The following is a 21,487-nucleotide window of genomic DNA, read 5'->3' as shown; positions in this document are numbered from 1 at the left end:
GGGCCGTGGACCCGTGCCGCGCGCACCGCGCCGACCACGCGGCGCCCGTTTCCGTGACAAACCCGACAGATCAGCCGCGCGGCGAGCCCATCATCCGCGAGATCATCTTTGCCGCCTTGAGCAGCGCGGGCAGCATCGTCTCCTGCATCACCTCGGCACTCGTGCGGTTGGCCTGGCCGCTGATATTGAGCGCGGCCACGGTTTGGCCGGTGCGGTTGGTGAGCGGGGCGGCTATCGAGATCAGCCCCTCCTCCAGCTCCTGGTTCACCAGGCACCAGCCCTGCTGGCGCGCCTGGCGGATGCGGGTGAGCAGGGTGGGCACGTCGGTGGCGGTGTGCTCGGTCCAGCGCTGCAGGGGGTGGGCTTCGAGTCGGGCCTGCAGTTCCGCGTCGGGCAGGGCGGCCAGCAGCACGCGGCCCATCGACGTCCAGCATGCAGGCAGGCGCGAGCCCACGCCCAGGTTGGTGCGCATGATCTTGTGCGTGGGCACGCGCAGCACGTAGACGATGTCCAGGCCGTCGAGCACGGCGGCCGAGGACGACTCGCGCACCTCTTCGACCAGGTCTTCCATCACTGGCTCGGCCAGGTTCCAGATGGGCAGCGACGACAGGTAGGCAAACCCCAGGTCCAGGATGCGCGGCGTGAGGCGGAACTGCCGGCCATCGGTCTCCACATAGCCCAGCGTTTGCAGCGTGAGCAAGATGCGGCGGGCCCCGGCGCGCGTGAGGCCGGTCTGCGCGGCCACTTCACTCAGCGTCTGCTGCGGTGCCGTGGCACTGAACGAGCGAATCACCTCCAGCCCGCGTGCAAAGGATTGCACGTAGCTGTCGCTGGGCTTGGGGTCTTTGGCGGGCGCAGTTTGGGTGTTCATGGACGGTGTGACTATAATTCTTTTAGCGAACATTTGTTCTTTAGGCGAACAAAATCAAGAAGAAGTTGCAGGTGTGAGACAAACCCGCCGCAGCTTCCCTCCATTCTCAGGAAAGCAGATCAATGATCAACAAGATTGCAGACTCGGTGGCCCAGGCGCTGGCCGGGGTGAAGGATGGTGCCACGGTGCTGATCGGCGGTTTCGGCACGGCCGGCATTCCCGGTGAGCTGATCGACGGGCTCATCGCCCAGGGCGCGCGCGACCTCACCGTGGTCAACAACAACGCCGGCAATGCCGACCACGGGCTGGCCGCGCTGCTCAAGGCCGGCCAGGTGCGCAAGATCATCTGCAGCTTTCCGCGCCAGGTCGACAGCTATGTCTTCGACGAGCTCTACCGCAGCGGCAAGCTGGAGCTGGAGCTGGTGCCCCAGGGCAACCTGGCCGAGCGCCTGCGCGCCGCCGGGGCCGGCATCGGCGCCTTCTTCTGCCCCACGGCCTACGGCACCGAGCTGGCCGCAGGCAAGGAGACGCGCGAGATCAACGGCAAGCACTACGTGCTGGAGTACCCCATCCACGGCGACGTGGCCCTCATCAAGGCCGACAAGGGCGACCGCTGGGGCAACCTCACCTACCGCATGTCGGCCCGCAACTTCGGCCCCGTGATGGCCACGGCCGCCAAGACCACCATCGCCACGGTGCATGAAGTGGTGGAACTGGGCGCGCTGGACCCCGAAGCCATCGTCACCCCCGGCATCCACGTGACGCATGTCGTCCGCATCGACCGGGTCGCCACGCAAGCCGGCGGCATCAAGAAGACAGCCTGAACCCAGCGGACCGAGTGCACACCACCATGACCACCCCCACCAGCTACCAAAAACGAAGCAAGGACGACCTGGCCCGCCGCGTGGCGCAGGACATCCACGATGGCGCCTACGTGAACCTGGGCATCGGCCAACCCACCCTGGTCGCCAACCACATCCCCGCAGGCCGCGAAGTCATCCTGCAAAGCGAGAACGGCATCCTGGGCATGGGCCCGGCACCGGCCGCGGGCAGCGAGGACTATGACCTCATCAACGCCGGCAAGCAGCCCGTGACGCTGCTGCCCGGCGGCGCCTACTTCCACCACGCCGACAGCTTCGCCATGATGCGCGGCGGCCACCTCGACATCTGCGTGCTGGGCGCCTTCCAGGTCTCGGCCACGGGCGACCTGGCCAACTGGAGCACGGGTGAGCCCGGCGCCATACCCGCCGTGGGCGGCGCCATGGACCTGGCCATCGGCGCCAAGCAGACCTGGGTGATGATGGACCTGCTGACCAAGCAGGGCGCCAGCAAGGTGGTGGCGCAGTGCAGCTACCCGCTCACCGGTGTCGCCTGCGTCAAGCGCATCTACACCGACCTGTGCACACTGGCATGCACGCCAGCGGGCGTGCAGGTCATCGACATGGTGGACGGGCTCACGCATGCCGAGCTCGAACGCCTGGTGGGCTTGCCACTGCTCGCTGCCGCCTGACCCCTTTCGTCCATCACCGCTTTCATCACAACCATCCTCAGGAGACAAGAACCATGAGCCAGCAAGCCTTCATCTGCGACGCCATCCGCACCCCCTTCGGGCGCTACGGCGGCGCGCTGTCCAGCGTGCGCACCGATGACCTGGGCGCTATCCCCCTCAAGGCGCTGATGGCGCGCAACCCTGGTGTGGACTGGGCGGCGGTGACCGACGTGCTCTACGGCTGCGCCAACCAGGCCGGCGAAGACAACCGCAACGTGGCCCACATGTCCAGCCTGCTGGCGGGCCTGCCCATCGAGGTGCCCGGCGCCACCATCAACCGCCTGTGCGGATCGGGCCTGGACGCCGTTGGCTCGGCCGCGCGCGCCATCAAGGCCGGCGAGGCCGGCCTGATGATTGCCGGCGGTGTGGAAAGCATGAGCCGTGCCCCCTTCGTTAGCCCCAAGGCCGAGACGGCCTTCAGCCGCAACAACGCGGTGTACGACACCACCATCGGCTGGCGCTTCATCAACAAGCTGATGAAGGAAAAGTACGGCGTGGATTCGATGCCCGAGACGGCCGAAAACGTGGCCGTAGAGTTCGGCATCGAGCGCGAGGCGCAGGACCGCATGGCCCTGGCCAGCCAGCTCAATGCCGTGGCCGCACAGAAGGCCGGCCACCTGGCGCGCGAGATCACGCCCGTGACCATTCCCCAGAAAAAGGGCGACGCCATCGTGGTCGATACCGACGAGCACCCGCGCGAAACCAGCCTGGAAGCGCTGGCCAAGCTCAAGGGCGTGGTGCGGCCTGACGGCAGCGTGACGGCCGGCAACGCCAGCGGCGTGAACGACGGCGCCTGCGCCCTGCTGCTGGCCGACGAAGCCAGCGCCGGCAAGTATGGCTTGAAGCCCCGTGCCCGCGTGGTCGGCATGGCCACGGCCGGCGTGGCGCCGCGCATCATGGGCTTCGGCCCCACGCCCGCCACCTTGAAGGTGCTGGCGCAGACCGGCCTGACCATCGACCACATGGACGTGATCGAGCTCAACGAAGCCTTTGCCGCACAGGGCCTGGCCGTGCTGCGCGCCCTGGGTTTGAAGGACGACGATGCGCGTGTCAACGCCTGGGGCGGCGCCATTGCCCTGGGCCACCCGCTGGGGGCCAGCGGTGCGCGCCTGGTCACCACCGCCGTCAACCGCCTGCACGAGCATGCCGGCCAGTACGCGCTGTGCACCATGTGCATCGGCGTGGGCCAGGGCATCGCCATCATCCTCGAACGCGTCTGACCCGCAGCTTGCCCACAGGAGCCCAGGCCGTGCCCACGCCCACCACCTTGCTGCAGACCCCTGCGGGGGCGTTCCGCGTCGCCATCGACGGCCCCGAGGGCGCACCCGTGCTGGTGCTCTCCAACTCCCTGGGCACCACCCTGGAGATGTGGGACGCACAGGCCGCGCGCCTGGCCACCCGCCACCGCGTGGTGCGCTGCGACACGCGCGGCCACGGCGGCAGCGTGGTGCCGCAAGGCCCCTACAGCTTCGAGCAACTGGGCGGCGATGTGCTGGCCTTGCTCGACGCGCTGCAGGTCGAGCGCGCCAGCTTCTGCGGCATCTCCATGGGCGGCTTCACCGGCCTGTGGCTGGGCGTGCACGCCGGCCACCGGCTGAACCACCTGGTGGTGGCCAACAGCGCGGCCAAGATCGGCACCGAAGACGGCTGGCGCACCCGCGCCGCCCTGGTGCGCGAGAAGGGCGCCGCCGCCATGGCCGAGCTGGCCGCATCGTCGCCCGGCCGCTGGTTCAGCGAAGCCTTTGTCGCCGCGCAGCCCGAGGTGGTGGCCCGCGCCCAGGGCTGGATCGCCGGCATCGCCCCCGAGGGCTATGCCGCCTGCTGCGAGGCCCTCGCCACCAGCGACCTGCGCAGCAGCATTGCCCGCATCGCCGTGCCCACCCTGCTCATCGCCGGTGCGGCCGACCCCGTGACCACGGTGGCCGACGCCCAGGCCATGCAGGCCGCGATCGCCGGCGCGCAGCTGGTGCAGCTGCCGGCATCGCACCTGTCCAACCTGGAAGCCCCGGCCGAGTTCCACGCCGCACTGGCCGCCTTCGTGGCCTGAGCACCGGAACACGCTGCCCCGCCACCGCGCCGAATGGCGCGCGTGGCGCCCGCTGGCTGGGCGCAACCCTGGCCACCCCTTGAATCTGTGAAGGAAGCATCCCCATGACCCACCCCAGCACCCAGCGCGAGCGCGTCCTCATCACCGGCGGTGGTGCCGGCATCGGCGCGGCCACGGCCGAGCGCTGCCGGGCCGATGGCTACGAGCCCGTGGTCATCGACCGCGTGGTCGACCATGTGCCCGGCGGTATCCAGGCCGACCTGTCCAACACGGCCGACACGGCGCGCGCGCTGCAGCAGGCGCTGGCCGGCGGTCCCATCACGCGGCTGGTGAACAACGTGGGCGTGGTGGTGCCGGCCGATGCCGAGCACCAGACGCTGGACGAGTTCGACCTGGCCGTGGCGCTGAACCTGCGCTGCAGCCTGCAGTGCATGCAGGCCTTGCTGCCCGGCATGAAGGAGGCAGGGTTCGGGCGCATCGTCAACATGTCTTCGCGCGCCGCGCTGGGCAAGGAGCTGCGCACTGCGTACTCGGCCACCAAGGCCGGCCTGATCGGCATGACGCGCGTGTGGGCGCTGGAGCTGGGCCGCCACGGCGTCACGGCCAATGCCATCGGCCCCGGCCCCATCCGCACCGAGCTGTTCGACCGCGCCAACCCGCCCGACGCGCCGCGCACGCGCGCCATCATCGAATCCGTGCCCGTCAAGCGCGTGGGCACGCCGGACGACGTGGCGCACGCCGTGTCCTACCTGCTCGATGCGCGCAGCGGCTTTGTGACCGGGCAAGTCCTCTATGTCTGTGGCGGCATGACCGTCGGCGTCGCCGGCGTCTGACGCAGATTTGCCTTCAACCGGCTAACGTCGTTGGGGAGTCTTGCCGTGCAACAGCACTGTCTGCGGCTCCCCGCCTAGTTATCCGGCTGAATGCAAATCTGCAGGGCGTGCTTTGTGAAGCCGCCATCCCTCTATCCCTTTTCCATGCAACCGTTGTTCTAGGAGACACATGAACCCCATCCGCTTTCCCTCCACCCGCCGCACCCTGCTGGCTGCATTGGCCACCGTCGCTGTCGGCGCTGCGATCCCTGCCGGCGCCCTGGCACAGGCCGCCTACCCCAGCAAGCCCGTGACCATCGTCGTGCCGTTTGCGGCGGGCGGCACCACCGACATTCTGGCGCGCATCATCGGCCAGGCCCTGACGACCGAACTGGGCCAGCCGGTCGTCGTGGACAACCGCGCAGGCGCGGGCGGCAACATTGGCGGCGCCCTGGCCGCCAAGGCCCCGGCCGACGGCTACACCCTGTTCATGGGCACGGTGGGCACGCACGCCATCAACGCCAGCCTGTACAAGAAGATGCCCTTCGACCCGGTCAAGGACTTCGCGCCCCTCACGCGCGTGGCCAACGTGCCCAACCTGCTGGTGGCCAACCCGGCCCAGCCCTACAAGAGCGTGAAGGAACTCATTGCCTACGCCAAGGCCAACCCCGGCAAGCTCAACTTCGGCTCGTCGGGCAACGGCAGCTCCATCCACCTGTCGGGCGAGCTGTTCAAGTCGCTGGCCAAGGTGGACATGGTCCACGTGCCCTACAAGGGCAGCGCACCGGCTGTGACCGACCTGCTGGGCAACCAGATCGGCATCATGTTCGACAACATGCCCTCGGCCATCCAGCACGTGCGCTCGGGCAAGCTCGTGCCCATTGCCGTGACCACCGCCAAGCGCTCGCCCGAGCTGCCCAACGTGCCCACCATCGCCGAAGCCGGCGTGCCCGGCTACGAGGCGACCTCGTGGTTCGGCATGTTCGCGCCCACCGGCACGCCCGCACCGGTGCTGGCCAAGCTCAACACCGCGTTGGTCAAAGTGCTCAACCAGGCCGAGGTGAAGAAGAAGATCAACGAGCAAGGCGCCGAGACGTACAGCGAAACGCCCGAGCAGTTCGCCGCCTTCATCAAGACGGAGAGTGTGAAGTGGGGCAAGGTCGTTCAGGAGTCGGGCGCTAGCCTCGATTGATAGACGCCTGGGGGCTCAGGCTGCCACGGCCCGGGGACGCAATGCCCACCAGGTCAGCAGCCCCAGCACCAGCCCCCAGCAGGCCGAGCCCAGGCCCAGCAGGCTGGCGTTGGACGCGGTGACCACGAAGGTGACGAGCGCCGCCTCGCGCGCGCTGGGCTCGGCCAGCGCGCCGGCCAGCCCGTTCTGGATGGCGCCCAGCAGCGCCAGGCTCCTACCGAGGAAAAATTTATAGGCTATTAGTTGGCCACTGTACCGATCTAACATCTACGGCTAAGCATCCCCTTCATCCTCGTCTTCCTGCCAATAGATGTGGTTGAACAAGGCATCTAGTTCCGAGAAGTTGGCCAAGCCAAGCTGTCGCTGAACAGTCAGGGCTTCCTCGCAGAAGCGGGCATATAGCTCGCCATCAACGCCGGTCTTGGCAGGGTGAAGTGGGTAGCCGGCTGACCCAGCAGTCGCAAGGCCCTCCACAGCATTCTGGTTCATGACCGCATATCGCTTGTTGTCGATCGCATGCAAAACTTCGGTTAACAGATTCACTCCGGCGCCTTTGATGCCGAGGAAATGTTGCCGAAGTATCTCGAAGGCCTCTGCTGGCGGCGGCGGCTTGCTGTGCTTTAGGATGTCTGCTAAGGCCGCCACAAAGCGTGATGCCTGCGCTGCCATCCTCGACTTCTGTCTATGTAGGCCACCTGAGTGGAATCGGTGATATAGGCCTTCGTACAAAGGAAGAAAGGTGGTCGCGGCAGGGCTTTGCAAGGCGGCTAGTTCCTGAATGAGCACTTTCGCCTCGGCAACGTGCTGAGCTCGATTGGCCCGATGCGTAGCGAAGCCGTTTTCGGATGTGTCTCGCTTCATCTCCTCCAACTTGTAGGCTAGCACGCTCAGATCTGGAGCCGCTTCGCGATTGATCTTGTCGGCGCGTCTTTTTGCCATGTCGCGCCAAGCCCTCTGGACGGCAAACTCTCGGGCATAGCCATCGATTTTCTCTTTAGTCGCAGGTACGACGACTCCGTCTTCAATCAATTCATCAAAAAGCGCCGCCACCTCGGCGAAGAGCGCTCCATCTGCATCGTCAACACGAACTGAAGCCTCGTAGTTCTTGGAAAGGCCTCCGGCCGTCAAGTTGGCCGATCCCACGAAGACCGTCGATCGACCCGAGTCCGCAAATGCGTAGACCTTGGGATGGAACGTTTTCTCCGTGTCACTCAGATATAGCGCCAAGTGATGAATCTTGGAAAGCCTGAAAAGAGTTCGTAGCAAAGTCGGTTCAGTGAGATGAAAACTTAGCCCAATGGCAAATCTAGCTGTCATGCCGCTCCCAAGGGATTCCTCCATTGCCTTAAGCATTAGCTTGAGCGCCGAACCCTTCGCAAACGCCACCATACAGTCCAGGTGACGTGCTCGCCTAATCGATGCGAGAAGAGCGTCTGCGTGCCCGTTTTGGTCACCATTGAGCACCAATTGAACTTTGCTTCCCAATTGTTCCTCCGCTTTTTAATGTCCCTGATCCATGCAGCCTACTGCAACTCTGGCCCGCATCGCCCAGCGCCTGCTGCGCACCGAGAGCGGCAGGCGCGCCGTGGTCGTCAAGCCCAACTTTCAGAACCCGCTGGGCCACACCATGCCCGAGCGCAACAAGCGCCGCTTGCTGCGCCTGGTGGAGCAGCACGACCTGGCGCTGATTGAGGACGACGTGTTCGGCAACCTCTCGCACACGCCCCACCGCCCCCAGCCCGTGAAGGCCTGGGACCGCCATGGCCGCGCGATCTACTGCGGCCGCGCCAGCAAGAGCCTGGCGCCCGCGTTCCGCCTGGGCTGGGCATCGGGCGGGCGCTGGCACGCGCGCATGGAGTCGCTCAAGCTCAGCACCTCGCTGGCCGCTCCCTGGCTGGAGCAGGCCGTGCTGGCCGAGTTTTTGCGCACCGGCGGCCTGCAGCCGCACCTGCGCAAGCTGCGCGAGCGCATGGCCCAGACCACCCCGCGCGCGGCCGAGGCCGTTCAGCGCCACTTCCCGGCCTGCACGCGGGTGCACAGTCCCGCAGGCGGCTGGCGGCTGGCGGCTGGTGGCTGTGGCTGGAGCTGCCAGCCGCCGTGGACGCCCTGGCCTTGCTGCGCTTGGCCGTGGCCCAGGGCATCGCCTTCACGCCCGGCGTGCTGTTTCCACCGCCACCAAATACGCCCACTACCTGCGTCTGAACATCGCCCGTCCCTGGCCCCGCGAGCTGGAGCCGGCGGTGCGGCTGCTGGGGCAACTGGTGAGGGCTGGCTGCATGAAGCGTGCGCGGAAGGCGGGCGGGACGCTGGCGGCGAGGGCGCAACAATAGGCGATGTGTGCGTCCAGTCAGAATGGAACCAATCATGAAAATAGCAAGCGCTGCTACTGGTTTTTTTGTCAGCTTGGCTGGGCTGGTGGCCTGTCTGTTTGTCTATGCCCAGTATTCGGATTACAGAGAGAAAGCCGAGTTGGAGAACTTGATGTTCAGCGCGCAGAGCCTGCAGCGGCAGTTGGAAGACTCTTTCAGAAAGACCGGCAGGTTTGATGACAGCGTCACTGCGGGTGACAGTTTCAAGGCCCAAAAGGTGTCTGTCCGGAATGGAACGATCTCTGTGACTGGCTCTCTGGGGCAGTTGCTGGTGTTAGTGCCCAATGTGGATGGCGGCATGGCGCGATGGCAATGTTATGCCGCGCCTGAGAGGGCGATACCACGCAATTGCCGCGCGGAGTGATTCGATCTTGCTTTGGTTTACGTGCAGCGGATCACGCTGTGACTATGGATACGGATATGGACGATTGACCGATAGAGCCAGAAGATCTGGCAATTTTCAAAGTTTAGAGAGTCGTGCACTCTCGCCGGCCTCAGCGCTCAGGCCGCGATGTTTTCATGAGAACGCCGGCGCAGGCAGCCGTGCAGACGCGGATACCTGCGCCCCGGTACCGCCGGCCTCAGCCGCCCACCCGGTACACCCGCCCGGTCTGCCCGCCTTCCACGCTGCGCTGGTAGGCCAGGGCCGCACGCGCGGCGGGCACGGTTTCGAAGCCCGGGAAGAAGGGGCCGTAGCTGCCCACCGATTCGGTCAGGATGGTGGGGCTCACGGCGTTGATGCGCAGGCCGCGCGCCAGCTCGATGGCGGCAGCCGCCACGAAGCCATCGATGGCGGCGTTCACCGCCGTGGCGTTGGCCCCGTTGCGGATGGGCTCGATGCCCACGATGCCGCTGGTCAGCGTGATCGAGCCGCGATCGTTCAGGCAGTGCTGGCCCAGCAGCGCCAGCTGCACCTGGCCCAGCAGCTTGTCCTGCAGGCCCAGGTTGAACTGCTCGGGCGTCATCTCGGCCAGCGGGCCGAAGTGCAGGTTGCCGGCGGTGCTGACGATGGCATCCACCTTGCCAACCGCCTTGAACAAGGCCGCCACCGATCCTGGCTGCGAGAAGTCCGCACGGTGCGTGCCGCTGGTGCGGCCCACGGTGATGACCTCGTGGCGTGCCGAAAGATTGGCCAGAACGGCCTGGCCGATGGTGCCGCTGGCGCCGATGAGAAGAATTTTGCTGGTGGTGGACATGGCTTGTTCCTTTTTTCCGGGTTGTGCCCGAATGCGTTGAAGAAGCCTGGATTGTTTTGTGAATCAATCAGTGCATAAAGTACAGTGAAGTTCTTCTTGAACTAACCTGGGGTTCGCAATCACCATGGACAAGCTGCGCAACATGGAGGTCATGGTGGCCGTGGTCGAGGCCGGCAGCTTTGCCGCCGCCGCGCGCCAGCAGGGCATTTCGGCCGTGATGGTGGGCAAGCACATCCGCCAGCTGGAGGAGCACCTGGGCGCGCGCCTGTTTCAGCGCAGCACGCGCCAGAACAGCCTGACCGAGGTGGGCGCCGCGTTCTACGAAGATTGCCGGCGTGTGCTCGAACAGGTGCGCTGGGCCGAGTCGGCCGTGGAGCGCAACCGCGCCGTGCCCCAGGGCCTGCTGCGTGTGAGCGCACCCTTCACGCTTGGCAACCAGGTGATCGCGCCGCTCGTGGCCGATTTTCTGCTCGCCCACCCGCAAGTGCGCGTGGAGCTGCAGCTGACCGACAGCGTGGTCGACATGGCGGGCGAGGGCTTCGACGCGGCCGTGCGCATCGGTGCCATTGCCGACGAGGGCCTGGTGGCCCGGCCGCTCCAACCCTACCGCATGGTGATCGCCGCCACGCCCGGCTACCTGGCACGCCATGGCCGCCCCGACCGCGTGGCCGACCTGGCCCAGCACCAGTGCCTGAGCCATTCGGTCTGGCAGCGGCGCGTGGAGTGGACGCTGTATGACGACGGCGGCAAGGCCTTCCAGTGGCCCGAGCTGGCGCGCTTCACCTGCAACCAGGGTGACGGGCTGCGCCAGGCGGCGCTGCGCGGCCTGGGCCTCATCATGCAGCCCGAAGTGCTGCTGGCCGAGGAGATCCGCGAGGGGCGGCTGGTGCCGGTGCTCACCCGCTGCGTGCCGGCAGCGCGCCCGGTGCATCTCGTCTATGCGCCGGACCGGCGGCAGTTGCCCAAGCTGGCGCGCTTTATCGAGTTTGTGGTGCGGGCGATGGGGTAACTCTACAGATTGCGCACCTTGCAAGCCGCCGAAATCATGCGCCGCGACCACTCGCTGGACATGTCCTTGAACAGCACCGGCGCCTCGCCCTCCTTGTACTCCTCGCGGCCGACGATGGGGCCGGCCCACTCGGGCTGCGCGTAGTACGAGAGCCACAGGTACCAGGCCTTGCGCGATGGGCAGTCGACCACGACCTTGGCGTAGTACGAGCGGTACTTCTGGCCCCGGAACGAGGTGCGTTGCTGGTCGCGCGATACGCGCAGGTCAAGCACCACGCGCTGGTCCACCCCGATGGGCTCGGGGAGGATCTCGATCAGGTTCTTGCCCGCCTCGGCGCGGTCACCGCTCAGCGTGAACCAGCCGTCCGAGGAAACGGGCCGCTGCTGCGGTTGCGCTGGTGGTTGCTGGCCCCCAGCCAGGGCTGCGATACATAGAACAACGGCGCAGAGCATGGGAGGCTTTGGGGGTGTCTTGGGACGGGGGGACAATCGGAAAATCATTATCACTGAGGCCGATGCCCCGTTTCTATTTGTTACAACAAGGCGCATGCCGGGCCGTGGCGTGCCCACCTGTTCAGGTGATGCGCCAGGCCGACGTTTCTGCCAGCACCCAGTCCCTGAAGGCCGCCAGGCGCGGCTGCCCGGCCGCCCCCAGGGGGTAGGCCAGCCAGTAGCTGTAGTCATTGGGCAGGTCCAGGGCAAAGGGCTTGACCAGCCGCCCCGCCGTGATGTCGGCCGAGGCCAGGAACATGCGGCCCAGTGCCACGCCGTGGCCCTCGGCGGCGGCCTGCAGCACCAGGGCCGAATCGCTGAACCCCGGGCCTGCGCGCACGATGGCGTCGGCCTCGCCGCGGGTGGCGCCGGCCATGGCCAGCCAGCGCGGCCACAGGTCGCCCGGCTGGTCGTGCAGCAGCGTGTGCTCCTGCAGGTCGGCCACGGTGGCCAGCGGTGCCTGCGCCTGCAGGGCAGGGCTGCACACGGGCGACAGGCGCTCGCGCGAGACCAAGTCGGCCTGCAGCCCGGGCCAGCGCCCCAGGCCCAGGCGGATGGCCAGGTCGAAGCCATCGCGCGCAAAGTCGTGCACCGCCACCTCGCTGGTGATGTGCAGGTCGATGCCCGGGTGCAGCGCCCGAAAGCCTGCCAGCCGCGGCACCAGCCACCGGGCCACGAACGAGGGCAGGGCGGTGATGCGCAGCGGCCCCACCAGGCTGTGGTCGTTGCCGGCCACGCGCTCGGTGGCGCTGGCCAGGGCGTCGAGCAGGCGGCTGAGCTCGGGCGCATAGGCCTTGCCGGCCGCGGTGCGGGTGAGCGTGTGGCCCTGGCGCTCAAACAGCTTGAGCCCCAGCCACTCTTCGAGCTGCCGCACCTGGTGGCTGATGGCTGCCTGGGTCACGTGCAACTCGTCCGCCGCACGCGTGAAGCTGTGGTGGCGCGCCGCGGCCTCGAAGGCGCGCAGGGCATTCAGCGGGGGCAGGCGGCGGGCCATGGTTCAATCAAAATTTCTCATCGAGAGTATGAGATTACATCGTTTGGCAACAGTGCGCGCGGCCGTTGTAATCGGCGCTTTCTCCCATCGTTCTTGTATTGGAAGCGCTGCCCATGATCGCCCTGTCCACCTGGCTCCTGATCCTTGCCTTTGCCGTGCCCATGATCGTCAGCCCCGGGCCCGGCAACACCGTGCTCGCCGCATCGGGCGGGCAGTTCGGGCTGCGGCGCACGGTGCCGTTCTGGATGGGTTTCGAGGCCGGCAACCTGGTGTGGTGCCTGGTCTATGGCTTCGGGCTCAGCGAGGTCTTTGCGCGCAACCCGGCCGCCTACACTGCGCTCAAGTGGGGCGGCACGGTCTACATCGTGTACCTGGCCTGGTGCTTCTTTCGCAGCGCGGGCGCCAGCGAGCGGCAGGACCTGCGGCCGCTGGGTTTCGTCGACGGCTTCGTCTCGCTGTCGCTCAACCCCAAGGTGCACTCGATGATCCTGGTGATGTTCTCGCAGTTCCTCTCGCCCGGCCTGCCGCTGGCGGCCCAGGTGCTGCAGATGGCCGTGGTCTTCGTCGTGCTGGGCCTGGCCTGCCACTTCGTGTGGATCTATGGCGGGCAGGTGCTCTTCAGCCGCGCGCAAAGCCCGCGTGCCATCCGGCTGCAGGGGTTGGCGTTCGGGGCGTGCATGCTGGTGGTGGCGGGGGTGATGGCGGTGTCGTGAGGGGCGCGGCCGGCAGGGCCTGCCATTCGATGCACCGATATGGAGTGACAGGACACTAGCCGCAGTCAACCTGCAGCCCCCATCAAGCCCTGCCCCCGATGGTTCCAGATGCCTGCCTTTCATGATGGACAAATTCTTGCTTTGACCGCAGCCTGTCGGCGTGTAGGCTAGATTTGACAATCGGCCACCAGCGGGTGTTCGACGCTTTTCGGCGATGTTTCTCCACTTTCCCTGGAAGCGCTCATGCCGACGATCAGACACCATCGCGAAGTCCAAGCCATTGCCAGACGGGTGCTCGCAGACCTGAGCCAGACCATCACTCCCGACGATAGCGAGAGGACGATCGCCGCGCGTGCGACTTCGATGATGGAAAGCCTTGGCATAACAGCCACTTGGTACTACGACTGCCCGGCGTTCGTTCTTGTAGGCTCCAGGAGTTGCTTGTCCGTGTCAGGGGCGAACTATGTGCCTGAAAGCGAGCCTGTCGGCGCCACCAATCTTGTCACCGTCGACTTAAGTCCGTCGTTAAATGGGGTCTGGGGAGACTGCGCTCGCAGCTTTGTTGTCGAAAACGGTCGGCACACGAACATGCCCACATTGCCTGAGTTCAAACGGGGGTTGGACGCCGAGCGACAACTGCATCAGCGAGTGATCTCTTTCGCAACGAGGGAAACAAGCTTCGAGCACCTGTTCGACTTTGCGAACGCGGAGATCGCCGATCTTGGCTTCGAAAATCTGGACTTCTCAGGCAACGTTGGACACAGTATCGAATCCTCTCGAATAGATCGTCGATTCATCGAGGCGGGTAACAGCGCACGGCTCGGCGATGCAAAGCTGTTCACGTTTGAACCTCACATCCGTGAACTGGGCGGCCAATGGGGCTTCAAGCATGAGGACATTTATTTCTTCGGGGCCGACGGGAAGATCGCCGCCCTCTGAGGCCCTAGTCAACTCCAACCGCAAAGTCTCTATCTATGCAGAAGGTACTGCTCCTGGGAGGGTCGGTGTTTGTCGGCCGCGCATTGCTGCAGCGATTGATCGCACGTGGCTTCGACGTCACGGCGGTAACGCGTGGGTTGGTTCAGGCCGACTGGGGTGCTGCACATCACATCGCCTGTGACAGGCGGGATGCGCACCAGCTGGCATCGCGCTTGCGTGGACACACTTTTGATGCAGTTATCGACGCTTCTTGCTACGGCCCGGAGGATTGCCGTGCGCTCCTTGCCGGGCTGCAGGCGATGCCCACCACCTATGTGTTGCTCAGCTCTGCCGCGGTCTATCAGCGGTCCACCGCGCCACTCCCGTTTTCTGAGGCATCGCCTGCCCACGGGGATGGCATCTGGGGAACGTATGGCCGCGACAAGGCAGCGGCCGAGACAGTGCTCTCCGAATCCTCGATCCCTCGCCAATTCGTGGTTCGGCCGCCGTTCATCTATGGCCCCGGGAACAACCTGGACCGGGAGCGCTTCGTGTGGGCCAGACAGCTGGCGCAGGACCCGATTTTTGTTCCTGGTGACGGGGAAACGCTCATTCAGTTCGTGGGCATTGACGATTTGACGCGCGCCATCGTCGGGTTCCTGGACCCACGGTGTGCCGTGGCTCCTGGAATCTACAACCTGGCATCACCAACCTACGTTTCCTTCAATCAGTACATCGCACTTCTTGGGCAGATCGCCGGTCGCCAGAGCCATGTCGTTCACGTCCCGGACTCCACCATCCCGGCACGGGAGTATTTTCCCTTCCGCAAGGCCCACTTGATCTTGTCGACGCAGAAACTGGGTACCTGGAGCGAGCGACCTCAGACGCCGCTTGTGAAGGGCCTGCAGGCAGCATTCGATTGGATTGCCTCTTCCTCCCACTTCACCGTGGAGCCATCGCAAAGAGAAGTAGACTTGAGGCGCCTTTACGCACCTGGCGCGTAGTCATTAGAGACAGGCGAGATCGTATGGGGCGATTGACTTCCAGCGATGCGGCAGCAATTCATCGGCGCGCCACTCGTTGTTGCGCACGAAATCGCGGCACCACAGCAGTTGGCGCTCAATGCCCACCGCCGGTGCGCAAGCCTGCGCAGCCATCGGGCGAATCTCTGCGAGGGCAGCGTGCATTTTTTTGGATAGCGAAAGTCTGGTTGTCCACCGAACCAACTCTGCGCCCGTGCAGCGATGGTTGCTCCAGCGTTATCGCGAGGATTTGCAACGCAGCCATGGTGTGAAAGGCGCGGTTTTGGCACCCCTTGTTTGTGGGGCAGCACACTGGCTAGGTTGCCACCCGCGCACGCCGGCTGGCCCAGGCCAGCAGCGCCCACCCTGCGGCCACGACGACGACCGCGATTCCAACTGCATACACCGCCACCCCGCCGTACCCGCCCACCTTCGCCGGATTCAGGAAGGGGTAGGGATACCAACCAACGGCAGCGCCGCGCACCATCGAATACGCGAGGTACAAGCTCGCGCACGCCACTACCCATCGCAACGGCCGTACGCCTACGGCCAAGCGCGGCGGCCACAGCAGCCAGTCAAGCACCACCACGACGGGCATCACATGGTGCAGCACCGAGTTCACCCAAGGCCTCAACGCGCCCAGATCCACGTCGCGCAGCAGCAGCGCGAACACGACGCCGACCACCAGCATGCAGGTGGCGGTCACTGCGCGCAGCGATTCAAAAGCGGCCGAGGGCCGCGCGTGTGTCCATTGGCGGCATGCACCCGCGATCAAGACGCCAGCGGCCAGCAGGTTCGACAGGTTGGTAAAGTAGCTGAAGAAGTTGAGCGCGTTGTAGCCCAGCCCCACATGCAGCCACAGTTGCCAGCCGATGGCGGCGAGTGCGAGCAGGGCGAAGGCCAGGCGGAGACCGGCGGTGAGGGGCGCTGGGGTCATTTGGGATCGTCGTTGATGGCGATGAAGCTGTCGCGTGGCTGGAGCATCACACCCGCCACGCCGGCAGCTCCCAATTGCGCCACAGCGCCAGGCCGCGCAGCCCGGCCGTGGCTACCACGCAGGCCAGCAGCGGCGCCCAGCCCGGCGCATCCATCTGGCGCAGGGCCACGTCGATCCAGCCGCCGGCAAAGGCGCACAGGGCATACGGCCGGTGGTCGCTGAAGGCCTGGGGCACCTCGTTGCACAGTACGTCGCGCAGCACGCCGCCGAAGACGCCGGTGGTCACGCCCATCATCACCGCGATGATGGGCGGCATGCCGATGGCGGTGGCGATGTCCACCCCCACGGCGGCGAACAGGCCCAGGCCGATGGCGTCGGGCAACAGCATGGCGCGCTCGGTGGGCTGGAAGTGGCGCTGGCGCATGAACAGCATGGCGCACACGCACAGCGCCAGCAGCCCCCAGATGAAGCCGGTGTGGCGTATCCAGAAGAAGGGCCGCTGGTCCAGCAGCAGGTCGCGCAGCGTGCCGCCGCCGAACGCCGCGACAAAGGCCACCACGCACACGCCCACCACGTCCATGCGCTTGCGCGCCGCGGCAATGATGCCCGACAGCGCGAAGGCGATGGTGGCCGCGACTTCGAGAAAAAAGCGCAGCGTTTGAATCCAGGGGGCGTCGAGCAGGTCCATGGGCGCGATTGTGCCGCGCGCTGCCCGGTCCGGGGAGTTACGCCAGTGCGTGCACCAGCAGGCCCAGTACGCAGCCGGCCCAGCCCAGGGCACCGATGCGGCGTGCCCAGCGCAGGCTGCCTTCGGGCCACTGGTTCATGGCCAGCACCAGGCCCCAGCCCAGCACCATCCACGAGGCGATCGCGATGGCGATGCCTGCGGCCAGGCCGGCGGCCACGGTGGAGGCAGCGCACTGCAGCGCCAGCGTGGCCAGCGCCAGGCCCCAGGCCTTGTGCTGCGGTTGCGCGCCCGCGAGGGCGTCGCCCCAGGCCCGGGTGGCGGTGGCTTGGGCCCAGTGCACCAGGGCCAGCAGGCAGGCGGCGGCCGCGCAGGCCAGGGCGAGGGTGTCGTTCATGCTGCCGGCTCCGCGTGCTGCGTGGGTTGGGTGGCGGGCACCGATGCTGCGCGGTGCTTCCATTGGCGGTGCAGCACCGCAACCCCCATGGCCAGGCACAGGGCTGCGGCCGCGGCCCACACTGCCGTGGTGGCCCATTGCGCCGTGTCCGAGCGCCAGGCCAGCCCCGCCAGGGCCGCTGCGGCCAGCGCTGCCAGCAGCGCGGCGGCGCGCGGCCACCAGGCCTGCAGCGTGGCCGCCGGCAGCACCAGGAAGAAGGCCACCAGCAGGCCCAGCATGCCGGCCGTGCGCCCGGGCTCTGCCGCGACGATGTGGGCGATGCGAAACGACTCGATGGCCAGCAGACCCGCCAGCCAGAACGAGAGGGTCTGCGTGGGGGGCCAGCGCCAACGCCAGCGCGTGGTGCGGCGCGGTGCATGGCCACCACTGCTGTCGCGGCGGCGGTTGGCCTGCACCCGCGCCGGGCCAATGAAGGCGGCCAGGCCCGACAGCACGGCGCCCAGCGCCACCAGGCTGGCCAGCATGGGCCACTGCAGCGGCGCACCCAGCACCAGGCCCGCCACGCCCGCCAATCCCAGCAGCACGCCGGCCGCGCCCAGTGACACGCGCCACAGCGCCAGGTGGCGCAGCGCCCAGGCCGCGAGCAGCGAGGTGATGAGCCAAGTGGCGATCAGCGTCCACACGGCCCACACCGGCCGCTGCGCCAGCGGCGGCAGGCCGGCGGGTGGCCACAGGTGCACGAGCACGGCCACCAGCACGGCAGCGGGCACGGTGGCGTGCAGCGCGAGGAAGCAGCGCACCACGAAGGAGGCGCAAGGGGCTGCGGCCTGTTTCGTCATGCCTGCAGCCCTGGCGGCCCGCCGGCCTGCTGCCCTGCCGGTTGAGATTCACGCCGCCGCTGCTGGCGCGAGTCCAGCCAGATCAGCGTGCCCGATATCGACAAGAAGGCTGGCGTCATGCCCAAGATGAAATACAGCCACTTCAATGCCAGCCCGCCAAAGTCGCCAAAGTGCAGCGGCTCCATGAGCCCGTTGACCAGCGACCAGAAGCCGGCCGTGCGCGGGTCCAGCGCCTTCTTGGGCTCACCCGTGGCGGCGTTCATGTCCACCCGCGCCGTGCTGGCCAGGTGGCCGGCCAGGGCGCCGGTGAAGCTGGCCTCGGCCGCGCTGGTGCCCCAGCGGCGCAGCGATACATAGCGTGCCTCCAGCCCCGGCACGGCCTGCTGCGCGCTGCGGTACAGGGTGTCGAGGGACTGCATGGGGGCAGGTTCGGCGGCGGGCGGCTTGCGCGCGGCACTGGCGGCAGGCGCGCCCGCGCTCACGTATTGGTATCCCTGCTCGAACAGCGGCGCCAGCCCCAGCCAGGCACCCGTGGCCGCGATCAGGATGTGAAAGCCCAGCCCCCAGATGCCGGCGGACTTGTGCAGGTCCGACATCACCACGCGAAAGCTGCGGCCCCAGCGCTGGGTGAACAGCTCGGCCAAAATCTTGCGGTGGATGACGATGCCCGTGCCGATCAGCACCAGCATGGCCGCGCCGAGAAAGCCCACGATCCAGCGCGGCCCGAAGAACAAGAACACGTGCAGCATGCGCAGGTACTGGCCGAGCTGGCTGTCCACCGGGCCCACCACGGCGCCCGTGTCCGAGCGCAGGGCCACCTTGGTGCGCTGGCTAACGGGGGCGCCGCGCTCGCGCACGTAGGCGAAGTAGCTGGGGTTGGTGGCGTCGGGCAGGGCAATGGTCTCCACCGTGGCGCCCGGGTAGCGTGCCTGCAACTGCGCCAGCACGGTGGCCAGCGGCGCGGGCGGCTCGGTGCGCGGCAGCCCCGCCAGCGAGGGGTTGGCCCACAGGTCGATCTCGTTCTTGAACACGACCACCGCGCCCGAGAAGCAGACGATGAACATCAACAGGCCCGTGACGATGCCCGCCCAGGAGTGCAGGACGAACAGGCGGTTGAGCGTGCGCTGGCTGGTCATGGTGGTGGCTGGCAGTGCCAAGGCCAGGTCAGAAGAAGTACGTCAGCCCCAGGCTGAAGTTGCGCGGCAGCGCGGGCGAGACCACGTTGGCGTTGATCGCGCCGTCGTAATACGCCTTGTTGAACAGGTTCTTCACGCCGGCTGTCAGGCGGTAGTTCTCGCCCGCGTAGCTGATGGAGGCATCGGCCACCACGTACGAGGGCAGTGTGAACGGGTACGAGCCGATCTGCTCGCTCACATAGCGCCCGCCCAGGCCCAGCGTAACGCGCTGGTACTGCGGCAGCTTGTAGGTGGCCCAGCCCGTGAGCGTGTGGCGCGGCGTGAGGTTGAGCGGCAGGCCCACGATGGCCGCGTTGTTGTCGCGCGTGACCTTGGTCTGCGTATAGGTGTAGGCGCTGGTCAGCTTCCAGCCGTTCTTGAGGTCGGCGCCCAGCTCCACCTCAAGGCCGCGCGCACGCTGCTGGCCGGTCTGCACGCTGAAGCCGGTGTTCACCGGGTCGGCGGTGGTCACGTTCTCGCGCACCAGGTCGAAGATCGCCAGCGCACCCGTGAGCTGGCCACCCGGGGCTTCGTACTTCAGGCCTGCCTCCCACTGCTTGCCGGTCTCGGGCACGAAGGGCGTGCCGTTGAACGCCAGGCCTGAGGTCGGCAGGAAGGACTCGCCGTAGCTGCCATACGCGGCCCAGCCGGGCGTGAACTCGTACACCAGGCCGGCCGACAGCGTGGTGGCGCTGTCCTTTTGCTGCGTCTGCACGCGCGTGACGCGGTTGTCGATGTCGTTGGTGGACCAGTCGCGGCGCAGGCCTACCAGCGCCGTCCAGCCCTGGCCGAACTTGATCTGGTCCTGCGCATACAGGCCCGCCACGGTGAGCTTGCCGGGCGCATCGCTGGTCAGCGCCGCAGGGCAGTTGGCCTGCACGCCGTAGGCCGGCGCGAACAGGTCGAGCGCGGCAATGGAGCAGGTGCGGCTGGCCAGCAGGCTGTGGCCGCTGCGCACGTCCAGGCCCGTCACCAACTGGTGCTTTGCGCCCAGCGCCTCGAAGCGCGTGAGCAGCGAGGTGTCGGTGGCCAGCAGGTCGTAGTCCATGGTCTGGCGCGAGGCGCTGCGGTTCTGCAGCCGCTGGTTGGCCTGCAGCGCCTGGTTCGAGACAAAATTGCCCGTGCCCTTCTCGGTCTCGTAGCGCACGTTCTGGCGGAAGCTCATCGCGGGCGAGACCTGGTGCTCCAGCGCGTAGCCCAGCGTGGTGCTCTCCACGTCGTACACGCCAAACGCGGGCTCGCCGGTGAACAGCGTGCGGGACAGTGTGCCGTTGCGGTTGGGCAGCAGCGTGCCATAGGGCGTGATGCCCTGCTGGCGCATCCACTCGCTGCGGCTGTAGGTGGCGAACAGCACCAGGTCGGTCTGCGCACCCAGGTCGATGGAGAGGGACGGTGCAAACCAGCGGTCCTTGCGGTAGACGAACTGCGTCGGGTCGTCGGCGTTGGACACCTGGGCGTTGATGCGCAGCGCCGTCTTGCCTGACTCGGACAGCGGCCGGTTCACGTCGGCCTGCAGCGTGCGCTGGCCAAAGCTGCCCACCTCCACACCCACCTCGTTCAGCGGCTCCTTGCGCGGCCGCTTGCTCACCGCGTTGACGATGCCGCCCGGCTGCACCTGGCCATACAGCACCGAGGCCGAGCCCTTGAGCACCTCGAAGCGCTCGTAGCCATAGGGCTGCAGCTTGGCCCACATGCCGGGGCTCTGCACCAGGCCGTCGACCAAAATGGATTCGGTGGAGCGAAAGCCGCGGATGTTGAGGTCGTCAAAACCCCGGCGCCCGAAGTTGACAGGGCTCACCCCAGCCACCGTCTGCAGCGCCTGCTGCACATTGGTGATCTGGCGCGACTCCATCTGCTCGCGCGTGACCACGCTGACGGACTGCGGTGTTTCGAGCCGGCGCATCGGCGCCTTGCCGGCCGTCTGGGCCTCCACGGGCGCAAAGCCCATGTCCTTCTCGGTGCTGGCGTTGATGCGCACCTCCTGCAGCTGCGGGGCGGTGGTGGCGTCGGAGGCGGTCTGCGCAAAGGCGGACTGCGCCAGGCACAGGGCCAGCGGTGTCAGGGCGAACAGGCCGGCGGTGCGGGCAGGGGATCGGGCTGGCGAGAGGGCAGGGCGTGGTGCGGCGCTCGCGCGCAGGCGCAGCGCTGCGCGTTGGGACAGGGTGGGCATGGAAAGGGTCCGGGACAGGAGGATGGAAGCAGCGGGCGCTGGCGCGCATCCTGACGGGACACTTGGCTTGCGGGAAAGTACGAATTGTAATGCGAATGAAT

At 66.9% G+C, this 21,487-nt stretch carries 25 protein-coding genes; 12 read left to right on the top strand and 13 right to left on the bottom strand.

Features of this window, described 5'->3' with window-relative positions; all coding sequences use genetic code 11:
• Positions 1 to 70: 70 nt before the first annotated feature.
• Complete coding sequence (locus AC0IZS_RS03420) at positions 71 to 871, bottom strand: IclR family transcriptional regulator (protein ID WP_471634360.1); 801 nt, start codon at positions 869 to 871, stop codon at positions 71 to 73.
• A gap of 122 nt (positions 872 to 993) precedes the next feature.
• Here AC0IZS_RS03420 and AC0IZS_RS03415 point away from each other — a divergent pair, with 122 nt between their 5' ends.
• From AC0IZS_RS03415 to AC0IZS_RS03390, 6 genes are all read left to right on the top strand, one after another.
• Positions 994 to 1,695: a 3-oxoacid CoA-transferase subunit A gene (locus AC0IZS_RS03415; RefSeq protein WP_471634359.1), complete on the top strand. Its 702-nt coding sequence runs from the start codon at positions 994 to 996 to the stop codon at positions 1,693 to 1,695.
• Between the two features lie 26 nt (positions 1,696 to 1,721).
• Positions 1,722 to 2,381: a 3-oxoacid CoA-transferase subunit B gene (locus AC0IZS_RS03410; protein WP_471634358.1), complete on the top strand. Its 660-nt coding sequence runs from the start codon at positions 1,722 to 1,724 to the stop codon at positions 2,379 to 2,381.
• 53 nt (positions 2,382 to 2,434) lie between these two features.
• Positions 2,435 to 3,640, top strand: coding sequence for a 3-oxoadipyl-CoA thiolase (gene pcaF, locus AC0IZS_RS03405; protein ID WP_471634357.1), 1,206 nt, complete (start codon positions 2,435 to 2,437; stop codon positions 3,638 to 3,640).
• A gap of 29 nt (positions 3,641 to 3,669) precedes the next feature.
• Positions 3,670 to 4,467 carry a 3-oxoadipate enol-lactonase gene (gene pcaD / locus AC0IZS_RS03400; protein WP_471634356.1) on the top strand — a complete coding sequence of 266 codons (798 nt, stop codon included), beginning with the start codon at positions 3,670 to 3,672 and terminating at the stop codon, positions 4,465 to 4,467.
• 104 nt (positions 4,468 to 4,571) lie between these two features.
• Positions 4,572 to 5,300 carry an SDR family oxidoreductase gene (locus AC0IZS_RS03395; RefSeq protein WP_322596167.1) on the top strand — a complete coding sequence of 243 codons (729 nt, stop codon included), beginning with the start codon at positions 4,572 to 4,574 and terminating at the stop codon, positions 5,298 to 5,300.
• Between the two features lie 169 nt (positions 5,301 to 5,469).
• Complete coding sequence (locus AC0IZS_RS03390) at positions 5,470 to 6,471, top strand: Bug family tripartite tricarboxylate transporter substrate binding protein (RefSeq protein ID WP_471634355.1); 1,002 nt, start codon at positions 5,470 to 5,472, stop codon at positions 6,469 to 6,471.
• 15 nt (positions 6,472 to 6,486) lie between these two features.
• Here the strand turns inward: AC0IZS_RS03390 and AC0IZS_RS03385 are convergent, their stop codons facing one another.
• Both AC0IZS_RS03385 and AC0IZS_RS03380 read right to left on the bottom strand, forming a co-directional pair.
• Positions 6,487 to 6,738: a benzoate/H(+) symporter BenE family transporter gene (locus tag AC0IZS_RS03385; protein WP_471634354.1), complete on the bottom strand. Its 252-nt coding sequence runs from the start codon at positions 6,736 to 6,738 to the stop codon at positions 6,487 to 6,489.
• A gap of 6 nt (positions 6,739 to 6,744) precedes the next feature.
• Positions 6,745 to 7,860, bottom strand: coding sequence for a phospholipase D-like domain-containing protein (locus AC0IZS_RS03380; protein WP_471634353.1), 1,116 nt, complete (start codon positions 7,858 to 7,860; stop codon positions 6,745 to 6,747).
• Positions 7,861 to 7,987: 127 nt separating this feature from the next.
• Here AC0IZS_RS03380 and AC0IZS_RS03375 point away from each other — a divergent pair, with 127 nt between their 5' ends.
• Positions 7,988 to 8,839, top strand: coding sequence for an aminotransferase class I/II-fold pyridoxal phosphate-dependent enzyme (locus AC0IZS_RS03375; protein WP_471634352.1), 852 nt, complete (start codon positions 7,988 to 7,990; stop codon positions 8,837 to 8,839).
• Positions 8,836 to 9,204 (top strand): pilin, encoded by a 369-nt coding sequence (locus tag AC0IZS_RS03370; RefSeq protein WP_471634351.1) that lies wholly within the window; start codon positions 8,836 to 8,838, stop codon positions 9,202 to 9,204. The genes AC0IZS_RS03375 and AC0IZS_RS03370 overlap by 4 nt, the downstream gene beginning before the upstream one ends.
• Positions 9,205 to 9,421: 217 nt before the next feature.
• On the opposite strand, the gene AC0IZS_RS03365 is transcribed toward AC0IZS_RS03370, so the two are convergent.
• Positions 9,422 to 10,036, bottom strand: a complete 615-nt coding sequence (locus AC0IZS_RS03365; RefSeq protein ID WP_471634350.1) for a short chain dehydrogenase — start codon at positions 10,034 to 10,036, stop codon at positions 9,422 to 9,424.
• A gap of 124 nt (positions 10,037 to 10,160) precedes the next feature.
• Between AC0IZS_RS03365 and AC0IZS_RS03360 the strand changes: the two genes are divergently transcribed.
• A complete protein-coding gene (locus AC0IZS_RS03360; RefSeq protein ID WP_471634349.1) occupies positions 10,161 to 11,045 on the top strand; it encodes a LysR family transcriptional regulator in 885 nt (294 codons plus the stop codon).
• A gap of 2 nt (positions 11,046 to 11,047) precedes the next feature.
• Here the strand turns inward: AC0IZS_RS03360 and AC0IZS_RS03355 are convergent, their stop codons facing one another.
• Together AC0IZS_RS03355 and gcvA are read right to left on the bottom strand one after the other, a co-directional pair.
• Positions 11,048 to 11,497 (bottom strand): surface-adhesin E family protein, encoded by a 450-nt coding sequence (locus AC0IZS_RS03355; RefSeq protein WP_471634348.1) that lies wholly within the window; start codon positions 11,495 to 11,497, stop codon positions 11,048 to 11,050.
• A gap of 121 nt (positions 11,498 to 11,618) precedes the next feature.
• Positions 11,619 to 12,530, bottom strand: coding sequence for a transcriptional regulator GcvA (gene gcvA / locus AC0IZS_RS03350; RefSeq protein ID WP_471634347.1), 912 nt, complete (start codon positions 12,528 to 12,530; stop codon positions 11,619 to 11,621).
• A 113-nt stretch (positions 12,531 to 12,643) separates the two neighbouring features.
• On the opposite strand from gcvA, the gene AC0IZS_RS03345 reads away from it, so the two are divergent.
• The 3 genes from AC0IZS_RS03345 to AC0IZS_RS03335 all read left to right on the top strand — a co-directional run bounded on the left by AC0IZS_RS03345 (position 12,644) and on the right by AC0IZS_RS03335 (position 15,165).
• Positions 12,644 to 13,243: a LysE family translocator gene (locus AC0IZS_RS03345; RefSeq protein ID WP_471634346.1), complete on the top strand. Its 600-nt coding sequence runs from the start codon at positions 12,644 to 12,646 to the stop codon at positions 13,241 to 13,243.
• 243 nt (positions 13,244 to 13,486) lie between these two features.
• On the top strand, positions 13,487 to 14,182 hold the full coding sequence (locus AC0IZS_RS03340) for a M24 family metallopeptidase (protein WP_471634345.1): 696 nt from the start codon (positions 13,487 to 13,489) through the stop codon (positions 14,180 to 14,182).
• 35 nt (positions 14,183 to 14,217) lie between these two features.
• Positions 14,218 to 15,165 (top strand): NAD-dependent epimerase/dehydratase family protein, encoded by a 948-nt coding sequence (locus tag AC0IZS_RS03335; RefSeq protein WP_471634344.1) that lies wholly within the window; start codon positions 14,218 to 14,220, stop codon positions 15,163 to 15,165.
• Positions 15,166 to 15,168: 3 nt separating this feature from the next.
• On the opposite strand, the gene AC0IZS_RS03330 is transcribed toward AC0IZS_RS03335, so the two are convergent.
• The 7 genes from AC0IZS_RS03330 to AC0IZS_RS03300 all read right to left on the bottom strand — a co-directional run bounded on the left by AC0IZS_RS03330 (position 15,169) and on the right by AC0IZS_RS03300 (position 21,386).
• Complete coding sequence (locus tag AC0IZS_RS03330; protein ID WP_471634343.1) at positions 15,169 to 15,348, bottom strand: hypothetical protein; 180 nt, start codon at positions 15,346 to 15,348, stop codon at positions 15,169 to 15,171.
• A 151-nt stretch (positions 15,349 to 15,499) separates the two neighbouring features.
• Positions 15,500 to 16,120 carry a Pr6Pr family membrane protein gene (locus AC0IZS_RS03325; RefSeq protein WP_471634342.1) on the bottom strand — a complete coding sequence of 207 codons (621 nt, stop codon included), beginning with the start codon at positions 16,118 to 16,120 and terminating at the stop codon, positions 15,500 to 15,502.
• A 46-nt stretch (positions 16,121 to 16,166) separates the two neighbouring features.
• On the bottom strand, positions 16,167 to 16,808 hold the full coding sequence (locus AC0IZS_RS03320; RefSeq protein ID WP_471634341.1) for a trimeric intracellular cation channel family protein: 642 nt from the start codon (positions 16,806 to 16,808) through the stop codon (positions 16,167 to 16,169).
• A 37-nt stretch (positions 16,809 to 16,845) separates the two neighbouring features.
• Complete coding sequence (locus AC0IZS_RS03315) at positions 16,846 to 17,202, bottom strand: hypothetical protein (protein WP_471634340.1); 357 nt, start codon at positions 17,200 to 17,202, stop codon at positions 16,846 to 16,848.
• Complete coding sequence (locus AC0IZS_RS03310; RefSeq protein ID WP_471634339.1) at positions 17,199 to 18,041, bottom strand: hypothetical protein; 843 nt, start codon at positions 18,039 to 18,041, stop codon at positions 17,199 to 17,201. Before AC0IZS_RS03310 ends, AC0IZS_RS03315 begins: the two co-directional genes overlap by 4 nt.
• Positions 18,038 to 19,177 (bottom strand): PepSY-associated TM helix domain-containing protein, encoded by a 1,140-nt coding sequence (locus tag AC0IZS_RS03305; RefSeq protein WP_471634338.1) that lies wholly within the window; start codon positions 19,175 to 19,177, stop codon positions 18,038 to 18,040. Before AC0IZS_RS03305 ends, AC0IZS_RS03310 begins: the two co-directional genes overlap by 4 nt.
• Before the next feature lie 28 nt (positions 19,178 to 19,205).
• Positions 19,206 to 21,386, bottom strand: a complete 2,181-nt coding sequence (locus AC0IZS_RS03300) for a TonB-dependent siderophore receptor (RefSeq protein WP_471634337.1) — start codon at positions 21,384 to 21,386, stop codon at positions 19,206 to 19,208.
• Positions 21,387 to 21,487: the final 101 nt, after the last annotated feature.

The sequence above is a fragment of the Acidovorax sp. AC410 genome (assembly GCF_979253235.1).
This window is presented reverse-complemented; position numbering and strand designations above follow the sequence as displayed.